The organism is Acinetobacter sp. YH12027, assembly GCF_013420085.1.
Taxonomy (GTDB): Bacteria; Pseudomonadota; Gammaproteobacteria; order Pseudomonadales; family Moraxellaceae; genus Acinetobacter; species Acinetobacter amyesii.
In genome coordinates this window covers 85,498-102,210 of sequence record NZ_VOYW01000006.1, presented here as the reverse complement: position 1 = coordinate 102,210, position 16,713 = coordinate 85,498, and the positions used below count along the sequence as shown (strand labels likewise).

At 43.2% G+C, this 16,713-nt stretch carries 15 protein-coding genes and 5 tRNA genes; 7 read left to right on the top strand and 13 right to left on the bottom strand.

Annotation, left to right across the window (positions count from 1 at the left end):
* The first annotated feature begins 238 nt into the window (after positions 1-238).
* From FTT94_RS02870 to FTT94_RS02845, 6 genes are read left to right on the top strand one after another with little or no spacing between them, the layout of a single operon-like run.
* On the top strand, positions 239-3,079 hold the full coding sequence (locus FTT94_RS02870) for a monovalent cation/H+ antiporter subunit A (RefSeq protein WP_180170211.1): 2,841 nt from the start codon (positions 239-241) through the stop codon (positions 3,077-3,079).
* Position 3,080: 1 nt separating this feature from the next.
* The gene (locus tag FTT94_RS02865) at positions 3,081-3,446 is read left to right on the top strand and encodes a Na+/H+ antiporter subunit C (RefSeq protein ID WP_078189407.1); all 366 of its coding nucleotides are present in this window, start codon (positions 3,081-3,083) and stop codon (positions 3,444-3,446) included.
* Positions 3,446-5,254, top strand: a complete 1,809-nt coding sequence (locus FTT94_RS02860) for a monovalent cation/H+ antiporter subunit D (protein ID WP_078189408.1) — start codon at positions 3,446-3,448, stop codon at positions 5,252-5,254. Before FTT94_RS02865 ends, FTT94_RS02860 begins: the two co-directional genes overlap by 1 nt.
* 1 nt (position 5,255) lies before the next feature.
* Positions 5,256-5,777, top strand: coding sequence for a Na+/H+ antiporter subunit E (locus FTT94_RS02855; protein ID WP_180170197.1), 522 nt, complete (start codon positions 5,256-5,258; stop codon positions 5,775-5,777).
* Positions 5,774-6,049: a monovalent cation/H+ antiporter subunit F gene (locus tag FTT94_RS02850; RefSeq protein ID WP_078189410.1), complete on the top strand. Its 276-nt coding sequence runs from the start codon at positions 5,774-5,776 to the stop codon at positions 6,047-6,049. Before FTT94_RS02855 ends, FTT94_RS02850 begins: the two co-directional genes overlap by 4 nt.
* A gap of 12 nt (positions 6,050-6,061) precedes the next feature.
* Positions 6,062-6,463: a Na+/H+ antiporter subunit G gene (locus FTT94_RS02845; protein ID WP_168378199.1), complete on the top strand. Its 402-nt coding sequence runs from the start codon at positions 6,062-6,064 to the stop codon at positions 6,461-6,463.
* Positions 6,464-6,481: 18 nt separating this feature from the next.
* On the opposite strand, the gene FTT94_RS02840 is transcribed toward FTT94_RS02845, so the two are convergent.
* From FTT94_RS02840 to tpiA, 13 genes are all read right to left on the bottom strand, one after another.
* The gene (locus FTT94_RS02840) at positions 6,482-6,934 is read right to left on the bottom strand and encodes a hypothetical protein (RefSeq protein WP_218955976.1); all 453 of its coding nucleotides are present in this window, start codon (positions 6,932-6,934) and stop codon (positions 6,482-6,484) included.
* Positions 6,892-7,191, bottom strand: a complete 300-nt coding sequence (locus FTT94_RS02835) for a tetratricopeptide repeat protein (RefSeq protein ID WP_180026542.1) — start codon at positions 7,189-7,191, stop codon at positions 6,892-6,894. The genes FTT94_RS02840 and FTT94_RS02835 overlap by 43 nt, the downstream gene beginning before the upstream one ends.
* A 292-nt stretch (positions 7,192-7,483) precedes the next feature.
* A complete protein-coding gene (locus FTT94_RS02830) occupies positions 7,484-7,891 on the bottom strand; it encodes a ribosome-binding factor A (protein ID WP_078189413.1) in 408 nt (135 codons plus the stop codon).
* Entirely contained in the window at positions 7,891-10,584 is a 2,694-nt protein-coding gene (gene infB, locus FTT94_RS02825) for a translation initiation factor IF-2 (RefSeq protein WP_111884116.1), read from the bottom strand. Before infB ends, FTT94_RS02830 begins: the two co-directional genes overlap by 1 nt.
* 10 nt (positions 10,585-10,594) lie before the next feature.
* Complete coding sequence (gene nusA, locus FTT94_RS02820) at positions 10,595-12,079, bottom strand: transcription termination factor NusA (RefSeq protein ID WP_078192558.1); 1,485 nt, start codon at positions 12,077-12,079, stop codon at positions 10,595-10,597.
* Between the two features lie 35 nt (positions 12,080-12,114).
* Positions 12,115-12,639 (bottom strand): ribosome maturation factor RimP, encoded by a 525-nt coding sequence (rimP, locus tag FTT94_RS02815; protein ID WP_078192559.1) that lies wholly within the window; start codon positions 12,637-12,639, stop codon positions 12,115-12,117.
* Between the two features lie 216 nt (positions 12,640-12,855).
* Positions 12,856-12,932, bottom strand: a tRNA-Met gene (locus FTT94_RS02810).
* 90 nt (positions 12,933-13,022) lie between these two features.
* Positions 13,023-13,099, bottom strand: a tRNA-Met gene (locus tag FTT94_RS02805).
* Between the two features lie 58 nt (positions 13,100-13,157).
* Positions 13,158-13,234: transfer RNA gene (locus FTT94_RS02800), tRNA-Met, on the bottom strand.
* Between the two features lie 73 nt (positions 13,235-13,307).
* A tRNA-Met gene (locus FTT94_RS02795) sits at positions 13,308-13,384 on the bottom strand.
* A gap of 48 nt (positions 13,385-13,432) precedes the next feature.
* Positions 13,433-13,517, bottom strand: a tRNA-Leu gene (locus tag FTT94_RS02790).
* Between the two features lie 52 nt (positions 13,518-13,569).
* Complete coding sequence (secG, locus tag FTT94_RS02785; RefSeq protein WP_078192560.1) at positions 13,570-13,899, bottom strand: preprotein translocase subunit SecG; 330 nt, start codon at positions 13,897-13,899, stop codon at positions 13,570-13,572.
* 13 nt (positions 13,900-13,912) lie between these two features.
* Positions 13,913-14,704, bottom strand: a complete 792-nt coding sequence (gene tpiA, locus FTT94_RS02780; protein ID WP_180170196.1) for a triose-phosphate isomerase — start codon at positions 14,702-14,704, stop codon at positions 13,913-13,915.
* A gap of 275 nt (positions 14,705-14,979) precedes the next feature.
* Here tpiA and pilB point away from each other — a divergent pair, with 275 nt between their 5' ends.
* Entirely contained in the window at positions 14,980-16,689 is a 1,710-nt protein-coding gene (pilB, locus tag FTT94_RS02775) for a type IV-A pilus assembly ATPase PilB (protein WP_180055454.1), read from the top strand.
* The last annotated feature ends 24 nt before the right edge of the window (positions 16,690-16,713 follow it).

The following is a 16,713-nucleotide window of genomic DNA, read 5'->3' as shown; positions in this document are numbered from 1 at the left end:
GTAAGTGGTTCATAAAAAAGATTGATGTTGTTTTACGCATGTAATATGATCGGTTTTATTTGCAATTTTCATAGTAACATCGGAAATTGCTATCGCTTCACGAGTTGCGCAACACAGCTTGTTTTTAATTTTTTTTTGACACACATGGCTTTCAAGATTGAATTTTTGGACTGCTCTTTGCTGTCCTGTAATCCTTGAAAGATGAAATACACCTAGGTTTCACCGCCTAATCATGACAATGGATACGAGTGTGCTACCGATTATTATATTGTTACCGTTAATACTAGGCACAACACTTGTCTCGTGGTTGAAGCAATTCTCTCGCGGGGTAACAGCTTTAGGGGCGATTGGCGTCAGCCTCAGCAGTTTAGTTTTATTATTGAGTCAGGCCCCAGATGTCTTTAATGGCAAAACCATCATTCAAACTTGGCCGTGGCTCACTCAAGTTGGCATTGATTTCAGTTTCCGTCTCGACGCACTGGGCTTGTTGTTTTCCCTGCTCATTACGGGAATAGGCACCTTAATTTATATCTATGCCTACTATTATTTAAGTCCAAAGAACTCGCTCAGTAAACTGTATGTTTTATTGATGCTATTCATGGCTGCCATGCTCGGCATTTCATTGTCTAATAATTTAATTTTATTACTCATTTTCTGGGAACTCACCAGTATTTCATCCTTCCTGTTGGTCGGTTACTGGAGCAACTACGACGCTGCTCAACGTGGCTCTCGAATGGCTTTGACCATTACAGGCATGGGTGGTTTATGTATGCTGGGTGGTTTTGTCCTATTGGCTCAAATCACGGGTACCTATCAGATTGACCAAATCCTGACGATGAGTAGCCAAATTCAGCAGCATCCGCTTTTTGTACCCACACTGCTATTAATTTTAATGGGGGCCTTTACTAAAAGTGCGCAGTTCCCTTTCCATTTTTGGTTGCCAAATGCCATGGCGGCACCGACCCCCGTCTCGGCTTATCTACACTCTGCCACGATGGTCAAAGCCGGAATTTTCCTGCTTGCACGCTTATTACCGATTTTTGCAGGCGCTACGTTGTATCACAACTTGGTCACCTTTATTGGCTTATTTACCTTATGTATGGCGGCCTTTTTTGCCATTTTCAAAGAAGATTTAAAAGGGCTTTTGGCCTATTCCACCATCAGCCATTTAGGTCTGATTGTTTGCTTACTCGGGATCGGCTCTCCCCTCGCAGTTGCGGCTGCCATTTTCCATATCATTAACCATGCGACCTTCAAAGCAGCCTTGTTTATGATCGCAGGGATTATTGACCACGAATCAGGTACACGTGATTTACGAAAACTCTCTGGTTTATGGCAATTACTTCCGTTTACAGCAACGCTGACCATGATCACTGCGGCCTCTATGGCAGGTGTACCATTAACCAATGGTTTCCTTTCTAAAGAGATGTTCTTTACTGAACTTTTGGCCAACCTGACTGGGCCAGTGATGATCGTGTCAGCCATCATTGCCACCTTTGCCGGTATCTTTGCTGTCGCGTATTCGGTACGTTTGGTTCATGGGGTATTTTTTGATGGTCCACTAGGGAAAGATGTTCCCAATAAAGAAGCGCATGAACCACCGTTTGGCATGCGCGCACCAGCAACCTTACTGGCTGCTTTATGTATTTTAGTTGGACTCTTCCCTGCATTATTGGTTGAGCATATTGTCAATAGTACCGCGCGTGCGAGTATTCAAAATACTGCGTTTGAAGGTACACATTTAGCGATTTGGCATGGTTTAAATGCACCCCTTTTGATGAGTGTGATTGCACTTTTAGGTGGTTTAGTTTTCTATTTCGCATTGGCAAAGGGCGGCAAATTACGCCGTATCGATTTGGATCCTCTTTTGGGCCGTTTGCAAGGCAAAATCCTGTTCGACTTATTTTTAAAGCATCTTTTACTCAGCTCAAGAAAGTTCCGTCGCTTTACTGAAAATGGCAAATTACAAAGCTATTTATTGTGGATTTTAATCTTTAGTGTAGCCATCGTCATTGTTCCATTTTGGCTGCAAGGTATCGGCACAGGCAGCCGTGAACTGATACATGCACCAATCATCGCAATCGTTCTGTGGCTATTATTATTCTCTGCATGTTGGATGATGCTTTGGTTCCACCATGAACGGATTAAAGCCGTCCTCATCAGTGGTGCAGTCGGTCTGGTTGTGACTATGGTGTTTATCTGTTTCTCCGCTCCAGATTTGGCGCTCACGCAGATTACTGTTGACGTGGTGACCACCGTGCTCTTACTCATGAGCTTATCGTTATTACCACAGCTCACCCCTTATGAGTCGAGCGTGTCACGTCGTTGGCGAGATGCATTGATTGCGATTATTGCAGGTCTAGGGATCGCATGGATTTCATGGTTGATCATGACCCGTGATCACAACTCCATTTCATGGTTCTTCATGCAGCAGTCTATCCCACTTGGTGGTGGTACCAATGTGGTCAACGTGATCTTGGTCGACTTCCGTGGCTTCGATACCTTTGGTGAAATTACCGTACTGGGAATTGCCGCAATTGGTACGCTGTGCATGATGGATGGTATGCGTGCTCATGGTACCACCATTACGCAAGGTCTGACCTATCGTTTTAATCCGTCACCACTGATGTTCCGTATTACATCATCATGGATTTTGCCTTTAGCACTCGTCATCAGCTTATATATTTTCCTACGGGGTCATAATTTACCAGGCGGTGGCTTTATTGCAGGCTTAATTACCTCTTTAGCCTTAGTGATTCAATATATTGCGCTCGGCCAAGACCGTGCTGAACAACTGATTGGTGCAAAATCAGGTCGCTTATATGAAGTTTGGATTGGTATTGGTTTAACCATTGCGGGGCTGACAGGTATCGCGGCTTGGCTATGGGGGCGTCCATTCCTGACCAGTGCTCATATCTATGTATCGCCACCCATTTTAGGTGAAATGCACCTTGCCTCCGCTGCCGTCTTCGACACAGGTGTCTACATCACCGTTGTGGGCGCGACGATGTTAATGATTTCCGTCTTAGGCGACTCGCGTCACTCGAGTATGTCTGGTCCAGTTCCAAGAGGCGAATAAGATGATTAGTTTAGAATTTTTACTCGCTTCAGCCATTGGCTTACTGACTGCAACAGGGGTCTACCTGATTTTGCGGGCACGTACCTTTCCTGTCGTACTGGGTTTAGCCATGATTGGCTATGCCGTGAACTTATTTTTATTTGTCATGGGGCGTATTCATGTCAACGCACCTGCCGTGTTAACTGAAACCACCAAAGCGACCGATCCTTTACCACAAGCCTTGGTCCTGACAGCCATTGTGATTGGCTTTGCGACCACTGCCTTTATCGTACAATTGGCTCTGCGTAGCCGCTATGAAACTGGAACAGATCATGTGGACTCCAAAGAAGAAATACCGCAAATTGACCCGCGGGAGGATGAGCCATAATGCATGACTTCATCCAATTTTGGACTACGCATAGCCCGATTTTCAGTATTTTAATTCCTGCAATTACTGCATTTATTTTAGTCCTGCTGGGCAACCCCGGTTCTGGCTCGTTGGCGCATGACTGGCGACAACCTTGGCGTCGCGGAATCAGTTATGTCTCTGGTATCCTCGGACTGATCACATCCATCAGTTATTTGATGATTGCCAGCTCTGGTCAAGTTTTGGTTTATAACTTGAGTGAATGGGCCGCACCATTCGGCATCGTTTTAGTCTTAGATCGACTCTCTGCTTTCATGTTGGTGCTAACCTATGGACTTGCTGTGCCAGTGATGTGGTTTGCTAGCAAAGAATGGGACGAACGTGGTCGTTATTTCCATGCCATGTGCCATTTCTTACTGATGGGTTTGTGTGGTGCGTTCCTGACAGGCGATTTATTTAACCTGTTTGTGTTCTTTGAAATCCTGTTGATGGCATCATATGTTTTGCTCTTACATGGTCAAGGCAAAGCACGTTTTCAGCTTGGTATTCATTACGTCACCATTAACCTATTTGCCTCTGCCCTTTTCCTGATTGGACTCGGGATGATTTACGGCAGTGTAGGTAGCTTAAATATGGCTGATGTTGCACGACTTATGCCTTTGCTTGAAGCGGATCAACATCGTATCGCAGTGGCTGGTGCATTGTTACTGTTTACCGTCTTTGGCATCAAAGCTGCAATGCTGCCTGTAGGGTTCTGGTTACCAAAGACCTATGCTGTGGCAACCACGCCTGTCGCAGCCTTATTCACCATCATGACTAAGGTCGGCATCTATGCCATTCTCCGTGTCAATGGTACTGTGTTTGACGATGGGATTAGCCGTGAAATCTTACAACAGTGGCTGTTACCGATTGGATTAGTAACCTCGCTCTATGGTGCTTATGGTGCTATCGGAACGGATCGTTTACGTCGTTTTGTCGGTTTTATGATTTTGTCTTCTATCGGGACAATATTGGTTGCGATTTCACTCTTTAATACGGATGCATGGGCTGCGGGTCTTTATTACCTGATTCACAGTACCATCATTGGTGCAGCTTTTTATATTCTCTCGGGTTGGATTACCTCACAACGCGGCGAATTTAAAGATCATTTTAAAATTGCGCCCCGTATGAAACAGCATAATACCGTTGCTGTCTGCTATTTCATCATTGCTTTGATGATGGCTGGTCTACCACCATTTAGTGGATTTTTGGGTAAAGTATTTCTCTTGCAAGCAACGGCCAATTCACCTTACCAAATCATGATTATTTTGATCGTATTATTGGTGAGTTTACTCAGTATTATCGCATTCACCCGAGTTGGTTTTGTGCTTTTCTGGCGTTCATCTCGCCCAGAAGATGATATTGATACTGAAGAATATCAGCGATATCAAGCTTTGCCGAATAAGGCACCGCTTCGTAATGACAAAACCATTTATTTGCTGTTAACAGCGCTTGTAGGATATATGGTTTTTGCTGCACCGATCTATGACTATACCTACAAAACTGCACAGCAAATTCAAGACAATCCATTATATGAATCATTGCTGCTGAAAAAGGATGAAGAAGGTCAAATCATCAGTGTTCAACCTTATGATCCTGAAAATTTACCTGAAACTAAATATGGTGGTGAATCAGCCGATCCAAATGCACACCTCATTCCTGCATTGATCGCGCCTGAAACTCTACATGGCGAGCATATTTCTGAGTATAAGCAACGCCAAATTCAGGGACAGCAACAAGAAGAAAAACTGCCTGAAGAGACCCAACTGAAACCGATGGAGGCACCTTAACATGGCGAAAACATCTGTATTAAATAGCTGGTTTCCGCATCCATTGGTATCAGTCATGGTTGGTCTGAGCTGGGTAATGTTAGCGCACAGTTTAGATGCAGCCACACTCTGCATGGCCTTGGTTTTAGCCATTGTTATTCCGCGATTGGTTCGCCCTTTTATTGACCGAACGCCGAATATCAACTGGCTGGCGGCATGTAAATTATTCTTTGTGGTGCTGTGGGATATTATTGTCAGTAATATCCATGTTGCAAAATTAGTCCTTGGGCCAACACATAAACTTCATCCGAAATGGTTCCGTGTTCCTCTCGATACACAGCATGAGGAAGTCAATTCTTTACTTGCGATGATCATCACCACCACACCCGGTACGGTGTCTGCTGGGATTGACCAAGACCGTGGTGATATTTTGGTCCATGCGCTGAGCACGGATGACCCTGAAGCGGAAATTCAAACCATTAAAGAGCGCTATGAACGCCCTCTCATCCTCATTTTTGGCGCTGATACAGGAGAATCCGCATGACAATTTTACCGTATGCGCTTGGCATCTGTTTAGTTGCTGTGACGATCTCGATGTTACTGTGTCTCATTCGCTTGGTGATGGGACCCTCAATCGTAGACCGGCTACTTGCTTTAGATACCTTATTTTTAAATGCTACCTGTTTAATTGTCATTTTAGGTATTTATTGGGCAAGTACATCGATGTTTGAAGGGGCTTTATTGGTTGCCATGCTGGGGTTTGTGTCTACAGCCGCTTTAGCACGCTATTTCACCACTGGCCACGTCATCGACTAGGAGTACATTAATATGCAATTAGTCATGGAAATTTTGGTCTCGATTTTTTTGGTTATTGGCGCTTTTTTCATGTTGGTCGGCGGTATTGGCATGGTTCGCCTACCCGACTTATTTATGCGTCTGCACGCACCGACCAAATCGAGCACCTTAGGCTTAGGAAGTTTTCTAATAGCTGCAATTATTTATGCGGCATTTCAAGGCCGTTTTGGTTTTGCAGAGATCTTGATCACGCTCTTTGCCTTTATTACAGCACCGGTTTCTGCAAACCTTATGGCGCAAGCGGCATTACATTTACGACTTCGCTCGATGAGTGGTGATGCACCAGAAGCTCTCAATCGCCCTCTTCCTTGGCAACGAACTCGCCGCCGTGCCTTTCACTCTAAAGTCCATTCAAAACCGGAAGATCTGGATTAATTCCAGATCCAGTTTTGTTTATGTCTTCGAGCTAAAAAAATCTTTGATTCGCATCCACATTTTTTCAAATACGCTACTTTGAGCCATATATTGCAAACGCTTTTGATTATATGGCGTCGTTTTCAAACCATATTTTTCAGCTAAATCAATCAGCATATTTGTTTCATAACTACTTTGAAAATGATCAGACCATTTAGGCTGATATTGACTCATCTCAAGATTCGCCAATTCATAAAACAGCTGTACCATCACGGCATCCTGTCTTGAAACAAAATTTTTCTGCTCATTAATCTGTAAACTAGCCTGCTCTCGTATAGCATCATATTCTGCTGTTGTGAGTTTTCGCTGATTCTTCCAGTGTGCATCGGGTACATAACCTGTTCCATAATATACATTCAACAATAGATATTCATGAAAATATTTTGCTGTCACACTTTTTCTTTGGCTGTTAAAATATTCAGATGAATCCATTCACTGCTAAGATGTATCGATGGATCATGCTTCATACCTTCTGCAATCCAATTTTTGGCTAGTTTAATATTGCCGATCAACTCATAAGCTGTGCCTAAATTCACTGCCATCTTCGGTAAACCTGGATGCTCTTTTTCAATTTCACTTAAAACCTTAATGGCTAAATCGTGACGACCTGCGTGGATCTGATGTACGGCAAAATCAATTTCTGCTTGATAGTCTATTGGGCTAGGATGCCTTGATACAAAGTTATTCAATTTCTCATCATGATCTTCTTCAAGTTGATTTTCTTTTTATGAATCAGATGTATAAAAATCTTCTACATAGGTATTTAAACATGCCCAACTTGGCATAGTGATGAGTAATATGCTGCTCAATAGCATGATTTTTTTTCATTTCATTGTTTTTACAGATAGGCGGATTGAATATCATGTTCGACCTGTCTCTCATTAGCACATTATAATTTTAAAGTGATTGAGTTTTTAAGTTACTGCTATTCAAACATAAAAAAGCCACCCGAAGGTGGCTTTTTTCATTCAGCGAACTGAATTATTCATCATCTTTTTTTGCTTCGTCAGTAGGAGGTAAGTCCTTGACCGCTTCCGCAATTAGACCAAACATATAGTTGCCATAAGCATTTGTTTTGTCGTAATGGAAACGCAAACGTGGCGTAATACGTGTTTTGATACGACGACTCAGTTCATGACGCAAGAAACCAGATGCTTTATTCAAGACATCTAAAGTTTCTTTATTTGCAGCTTCACTTTGCTCATCGCCTAGCTCACGCCCCATTACAGTCACATAAACTTCGGCATATCCTAAGTCTGGGCTCACCTTCACGGCAGAGATGGTCACAAGACCACCTAAGCGTGGATCTTTCAGCTCCTGACGGATCAGTTCTGACAACTCACGTTGTACTGTATCCGCCATACGCTTCAGACGTTGACTACCCGCCATTAAAGACTCCGTTTAATCAATTGAACATCGTACACTTCGATCTTATCTTGTGCTTTGATGTCTTTATAGCCTTTCACCGCAAGACCACATTCCATACCGGCACGAACTTCTTCAACCACATCTTTGTAGCGACGAAGAGATTCAAGCTCGCCTTGGAATACCACCACGTCATCACGTAATACGCGAATCGGTTTATTACGGTGTAATGTACCTTCAAGTACCATACAACCTGCAGCAGCACCGAATTTACTTGAGTGGAACACTTCACGTACTTCAGCAACACCCAGAATTGTTTCACGGTGTTCAGGCGCCAATTTACCGCTCATCGCATCTTTCACATCATCAATTAATTGATAGATGATCGAGTAGTAACGAATGTCGATACCATCAGCATCAGCTTTTTGACGTGCAGTATTATCAGCACGTACGTTAAAGCCGAGAAGAACCGCTTCTGATGATTCAGCAAGTGTTACGTCAGACTCAGTGATTGCACCAACACCTGAACCAATAATACGTACTTTCACTTCATCAGTTGCAAGTTCAGCAAGTGCAACGTGTAATGCTTCCAAAGTACCACGTACGTCTGTTTTCAATACCACGTTGACAATAGGCACATCTTTCTTGCCCATAGACGCCATGATATTTTCAAGACGCATCGCAGATTGACGCTCAAGACGTTTTTGACGTTCACGATCCATACGCGCATCAGCAACTTCACGTGCTTTTTTCTCGTCATTTACAACAAGAACTTCATCACCCGCCATTGGCGCTTCTGGTAGACCCAAGATTTCCACAGGAATCGAAGGACCAGCAGATTTAATACGTTGACCATTTTCATCTGTCATTGCACGTACACGACCGTATGACGAACCTGCAAGAACAAGGTCACCCACTTTCAATGTACCGTTTTGAACAAGAATCGATGTTACCGCACCACGCCCTTTGTCTACACGTGCTTCAATTACAACACCTTGTGCCGCACCCTCTTCAGATGCTTTAAGCTCAAGAAGTTCGGCTTGAATTGAGATCAAGTCAAGAAGTTCGTCGATACCTGCACCGCTGTGCGCAGAAACCATTGCCACTGGAACGTCACCGCCCCATTGCTCAGGTACGATTTCTTTCGTCGTCAACTCATTCAATACGCGATCTGGATCAGCAGACTCTTTATCCATTTTGTTGATAGCAACAATAATTGGCGTACCTGCTGCACGTGCATGGTCAATCGCTTCCGCAGTTTGTGGCATAACACCATCATCCGCTGCAACAACCAACACTACGATATCTGTAGATTTCGCACCACGTGAACGCATTGCAGTAAATGCTGCGTGTCCCGGTGTATCTAAGAAAGTAATAATACCTTTTTCAGTTTTCACATGGTAAGCACCAATATGCTGTGTGATACCACCTGCTTCACCTGCAGCCACTTTAGAGCGACGAATACGGTCAAGAAGTGATGTTTTACCATGGTCAACGTGACCCATAATTGTCACAACTGGCGGACGAGTGGTTTGGACACCACGCGCTTCTTCAGCTGCTTCAAGTAAGTTGTCTTCTGCTTGTGTATCCGAAACAAGTACTGGATTGTGACCCATTTCTTCAACAACAAGTGCTGCAATTTCTTGATCAATCGCTTGGTTTTGAGTAACCAATTCGCCCATTTTCATGAGTGATTTGATAACTTCGCGAACTTTAACCGCCATTTTCGCAGCCAAGTCAGCAACAACAATTGTTTCACCAATTTCAACATCATAAACTTGTTTTTTAACTGGTTTTTCAAAGCCATGCTTGTTCGCTTGACTTGTTTTTAAACCACGTTTATGTGAGTTATCACGGAAAGATTGCTCTTCGCCACGACGACCACCTTTTTTAGGTGAACGTGAATTGTTGGTATTGGTACCACGTTTAATTTCACGGTCTTCTTTCGCAAATGAATCTTCATATGCCTGACCTACAAGGCCGGCAGCAAGCGGAGAATCATCTACAACACGAATGGTCGCAGTAGTGTCTTCGTTAGAATACTTAGACGCCATTTGACGCATTTGCTCAAGCGTACGTTGTTGCGCTTCTTCAGCGGCTTTACGACGCGCCGCTTCTTCTACAGCTTTCAATTGTGCTGCTTGAGCTTCACGTGCTTTTTTCTGTTCTAGAGTTTCAACAGGTTTTGTAATTGGCTTGTTGTTTGACTTACGTTTTACAACAACCGCAGCTTTCGGTGTTTCTTGCTTCGCATGTTCTTGCTTCGCAGCAGCGCGCATTGCTTCTAAAGCTTGTTTCGCTTTAGATACTGGTTGTTGCTTCGGTTCTTCAGCTTTCGCTTCAACCTTAGGTTCCTGTTTACGTGCTTGTTGGTCAGCTTGTGCTTTCGCTAATGCTTCAGCTTTAATTTGCTCAGGATCCGGTTTAACAAATGTATGTTTCTTACGAACTTCTACATTAATCGTTTTTGCCTTGCCCGATGTACTCGCCACTTTAGCAGTACTGGTAGTTTTACGTTTCAACGTGATTTGTCCTGCATTGCCCGCATCCTGACCATGAACTTTTTTCAAATGGTTAACGAGGGCATTTTGTTGTTCAGTGGAGATAATATCGTCAGGTTTAGTTTGTGGTAAACCCGCATCACGAACCTGTTCCAGCAGCTTCTCAACTGGACGACCCACGCTGAGAGCTAACTCCTTAATCGACTTGTCCGTCATATATTACCTCCTAGTTAAACCATGATTCGCGCGCTTTCATAATAAGTTGACCTGCTTTTTCAGCACCTAAACCTTCGATATCAGAGATATCGTCAGTGGCTTGATCTGCAAGATCATCTACAGTTACCACACCGCGAGCGGCAAGCGCATATGCGATTTCTTTAGTCACGCCTTCCATTGCAGCAAGCTCTTCGCTTGGCTCTTGGATGTTTTCTTGTTGCTTCAATGCATCAGCCAATGCAATTTCTTTTGCACGACCTTGTAGCATTTCAACAGTTTCAGCATCAAGTTCGATCTCATCGAATGTTTCCGCAGGAACATACGCGATTTCTTCTAATGATGTGAAACCCATTTCAACTAACGCCATCGCTAAGTCTTCATCAATATCTAGACGTGTAACAAACATATCTAAATATTGTTGCGCTTCGTTTTGTTGGCGTGCGTGATATTCTTCTTCAAGCATCATATTGAGCTTGTAACCAGTCAATTCAGATGCTAAGCGTACGTTTTGACCTTGAGAGCCAATTGCACGTGCTAACTGATCACTCGTTGCAAAAATAATATCTGCAGTACGTTCTTCTTCATCAATCACGATACCTGATACATCAGCAGGCTCTAAAGCACTTGCAATGTACTGTGCCGCGTCATCAGACCAAACGACTACATCAATACGCTCACCATTTAACTCTGATTGAACTGCTTGGATACGTGTACCACGCATACCAATACATGCACCTACAGGATCAATACGGTGATCGTTTGTTTTCACAGCGATTTTAGCACGAACGCCAGGTTGGCGTGCAGCAGCCTTAATCTCAATGATTTCTTCAGCAATTTCAGGAATTTCTTTCTTCATCAATGCAATGAGCATTTCTGGTTTAGAACGAGAAAGTAATAACTGAGCACCACGGCCTTCACGGTTTACGTTAAACAAAATCGCGTTTACACGTTGTTTAGGACGTAGAATTTCTTTAGCGATCATTTCTTCACGCGCAAGATATGCTTCTGCATTGTCACCTAAATCAATGATAAAGCCATCTTTGGTTTGTTTTTTCACTTCACCGTAGATGAGTTCACCAACTTTAGATTCGTAAGCATCTGCAATTAGCGCTCGCTCTGCTTCACGAATTTTTTGAACAATCACTTGTTTCGCAATTTGTGCCGCAATACGACCAAAATCAATCGATTCAACTTCGAGTTCACGGATATCCCCAATTGCCCATTTTGCAGGATCTACATCAGAGATCGCATCTTGGCATGCTGGCATTTCGTGATCTTCGTCGGCAACCACTTCCCATTGACGGAAAGTACGGTAATCACCAGTACGACGGTCGATTTCTACACGTAGACGAGCTTCTTCCGAGTGAGTTCCCTCGTAGAATTTCTTCTTAGTCGCTGCAACTAAAGCTTGTTCAAGCGCTTCAAAAATTGCATCACGACTTACACCTTTTTCGTTACTAACCGTTTCTACTACGGTAAGAATTTCACGAGCCATAAGTCACCTATTCGTTCAGATTCTTATTTATTAAATTAATCTTGGAAAACCAGATTTGCTTTATCAATATTGTGGCTGTCAATATCCAACACTTGTTGCTTTTCAACTTCAACCTGAATCATTTCGTTCTCAAGGTCTACGTTAACAAGTTTGGCTTGGAATTTACGACGATTATCCACAGCACTGATCAAACGCAAAGCGACTTGCTGACCAATGTATGCCGTCATTTGTTCCAATTTAAAGAACTGACGATCCCAACCTGGAGATGACACTTCCAATGCATATTCGCCTGAAATTGGATCATGTACATCCAACATCGCACCCACTTGCTGAGTGACACGAACACAGTCCTGCACGCCGATACCACGGCCTTGCTCAACTTCGCCATCTTCATTGATGACAGGTTCTGCATTTTCATCAACTTCACGGTCGATATAAATACGTAACAGTGAACGTTTTCCTTGAGGTTGGAAATCAATCCCCCAAAGTTCTACATCACATGCTTGCACCGCTGGGGCAATTAAGTCCTGAAGTGCTTGAGTTTTATTTGATAGCTTCATTTACTCTCGTCAAATTTGTGCGATTCGATGGTCGAAATGACCACTACAGACCAATGCGAAACTATAGTAGTAGTGAAACATGACGGTTTGACCAAAATACTGTCGACACTACACGATAGCCAATAAAAAAGGGCGTAAATCGCCCCATTATTACACAGAAAACCATAGTCCACTGTGCAAAAAGGCCCACCTAGTTGTGAGCCTCTTTTAGAAACTTGGTAGCGGGAGCTGGATTTGAACCAACGACCTTCGGGTTATGAGCCCGACGAGCTACCAGACTGCTCCATCCCGCATCAACATGCAAAAATTATATACAATTTCTTGGTCATTTTCAATCTAAAACAACCTGAAGAATTGCCCTACTGAGTTGCATCTCAGAGGATTGGTAGCGGGAGCTGGATTTGAACCAACGACCTTCGGGTTATGAGCCCGACGAGCTACCAGACTGCTCCATCCCGCATCAACATCACAATGACTTTCAGATAAACTGCTTATATAGATTGTGTGCTATATAAGATTGGTAGCGGGGGCTGGATTTGAACCAACGACCTTCGGGTTATGAGCCCGACGAGCTACCAGACTGCTCCACCCCGCATCAATATGCAAATAGTTTTCTCAGCTTTAAAAGCTGTCCATTTAAAAGTTTGCATCTTAAAAATAGAATTGATTGGTAGCGGGAGCTGGATTTGAACCAACGACCTTCGGGTTATGAGCCCGACGAGCTACCAGACTGCTCCATCCCGCATCAACAGAGTTTTGCTGCATACACCAACTTATGTTCTGGATTATAAGTTGGTGCGGAAGGGGGGACTTGAACCCCCACGCCCGAAAGCACTACCACCTCAAGGTAGCGTGTCTACCAATTCCACCACCACCGCAGCTGTGACGCATTCTAGTCGCAACACGTCAAAAAAGAAAGTGCTAAATAAATTATTCAGCGCTTTTTGGTGCAGTTGGCGAAGTTTCAGCCGATTTTGCAGGCGCAGTCGGTACTGAAGAAATCGCATTCAGACTATAAGCATCTGTCGTTTGTTTCTTTGCAAACACAGCAAGTGTCAAGCTCGTAACGAAGAACAAAGCCGTTAAAATCGCAGTCAAACGGGTCATAAAGTTACCCGAACCCGATGCACCAAATACAGTTGCAGCACCGCCGCCACCAAAAGATGCACCCGCATCTGCGCCTTTACCATGCTGAACTAAAATCAGCACGATCATTAAAATCGCTAAGATAATATGTACCACCAGCACAAACGTATGCATGCTGAACTCCTAATTATTTTGTATTTGCAAATGCTTGAGCAATTTTATAAAACGACTCTGCATTTAATGATGCACCACCGACCAGCGCACCATTGATATCCGGACAGGCTGCCAACTCTACTGCATTTTCAGGTTTTACACTACCACCATAAAGAATCGCAGTATGAAGTCCCATCGGGGTGATTTGGCTTAAACCTTCACGAATTTTAGCATGCATCGCTTGCGCATCTTCAGGTGACGCTGTTTTCCCTGTGCCAATGGCCCAAATTGGCTCATAAGCCACCACAATTTGTTTCCACTGCTCTGCTTGTACGACAGCAGCAATATCACATATTTGTTGTAACACAACTTGTTCTGCTTGGCCGCTTTCACGTTGTTCTAAGCTTTCACCCACGCAATAAATCACAGTCAAACCCGCGTTTAATGCATTTTTTACTTTTTCATTAATGATATGCGGTTGATCAGCAAAAATTTCACGGCGTTCTGAATGACCAATCAGTACAAATTCAACACCATAATCTTTTAATAGCTCAGCACTGAGCTCACCCGTATATGCACCTGTACCTGCGACGCGAGAAACATCTTGTGCAACAGTCATGATGTAACGGCTTGCTTGTGCTAATTCATTTTGCACCGTGGTCAGAGCAATAGCTGTTGGTGCAACCCCAATATGGCATGCCGCTTCAGCAATATTTTGTTCATCTAATAATTGCTTAAAATTCTTAAGAAGTGCGCCAGCATCGGCTTGCAATGGGTTCATTTTCCAGTTACCCACTACCCAAGGCGTAATCGTCGAACCCGACATATTTATCCCACATGACAAAGATGAAATCGGGCACATTCTACACGTAATTCATAATTTTGAAGATAAATTTCAACACATTTGCGTGTTCGAATGACTCTAGTCATTCCAAGATCTTCACTTTTCTGTAAAAAAATTAAGCAGATTTAAGGACTGGTTCATGCTTTTTACCAATTCTTAGCTAGTGACAACACTTTAAGATATGGTATTTTTGTGCAACAAAAGTATAATTTTGCTATACCAATTATAAACAGACTGAAGCATAGGCAAGTAAAAGCATGACAGCAGTTCAAGGTTCTTCAAGATTTACGGGGTTTATTCGTCGCTTAGTTGACGAAGGGCATCTGTCTGCCGAAAAAATGCAAACAGCGCTGCAAAATTCAAAAAAGGCTCATCAAGATATCGTGCCGCATTTGATTCAGGAATATCAACTTTCAGCACGCCTGATTGCAGAAACCATCTCGATAGAGTTCGGTGAACCGGTTTTTGATATTTCAACTTATGACACGTCTTTAATCATTCGTGATGAGTTTGAAGATAAGTTAATTACCAAGCATCGTATTTTGCCCATTTTTAAACATGGCAATTTGTTATTCGTTGCGATCAGTAATCCCACCAATATTGAAGCTGTAGATGCTATCCGATTTGGTAGTAAGCTCAATACCGAAACCATTATTGTTGAACATGACAAACTTGAAAAGTTAATTGAACAGAACTTCGCTGAAGAAAGTACTTTTGACTTTGATGATGACTTTGATCTTGATTTAGATAGTGAAACACCCGATCCATCTCAAGAAGATGAAGATGAAGCAACGGGTGATGAAGCACCGATTGTTAAGTACATCAATAAACTACTAGTCGACGCCATTCGCATGGGTGCATCCGACTTACATTTCGAACCCTATGAAAAGTCTTACCGCGTCCGCTACCGTGTCGATGGCGTATTAAGAACAATTACCAATCCGCCCTTGCAGCTCGCTACTCGACTTGCTTCGCGTTTAAAAGTCATGTCACAAATGGACATCTCTGAAAAACGTATACCTCAAGACGGTCGTATTAAGTTAAAGCTGTCAAAGAACAAAGCCATCGACTTCCGTGTGAACTCTTTGCCGACCTTGTTTGGTGAAAAACTTGTACTGCGTATCCTTGACCCTTCTAGTGCGATGTTAGGGATTGATGCGTTGGGTTATGAACCGGATCAAAAAGAACTGTTCATGCAGGCTTTAGAAAAACCGCAAGGCATGTTGCTCATTACCGGTCCAACGGGTTCCGGTAAAACCGTATCTTTATATACAGGTCTAAACATTCTTAACCGTGAAGATACCAACATTTCAACGGCCGAAGACCCTGTGGAAATTAACTTAGAAGGGATCAATCAGGTCAACGTAAATAATAAAGTCGGCCTCACCTTCTCTGCAGCATTGAAGTCATTCTTACGTCAAGACCCTGATATTGTGATGGTCGGTGAGATTCGAGATTTAGAAACGGCTGAAATTGCCATTAAAGCAGCTCAAACGGGTCATATGGTGATGTCTACACTACATACCAATAGTGCACCTGAAACATTGACACGCTTACGCAATATGGGCGTGCCCTCATTTAACATTGCGACATCCGTGAACCTTGTCATTGCGCAGCGACTTGCGCGTCGCCTATGTTCACAATGTAAAGAAACAGTAGAGGTACCAAAACAAAGTCTACTGGAACTTGGTTTTACTGAAGACGATTTAAATACACCAGAATTTCAAATATACCAACCTGTTGGTTGTGCCGAATGCCGTGAAGGCTATAAAGGTCGTGTCGGTATATATGAAGTCATGAAAGTGACACCTGAAATTTCAAGAATTATTATGGAAGATGGCAATGCCTTACAAATTGCCGAAGCTTCAAATCAAGCAGGTTTTAACAATTTACGCCGTTCAGGCTTAATTAAGGTCATGCAGGGGGTGACTTCACTTCAAGAAGTCAATCGTGTGACCAGTGAGTAAGTGAATTAGTATTTAAAAATAAGG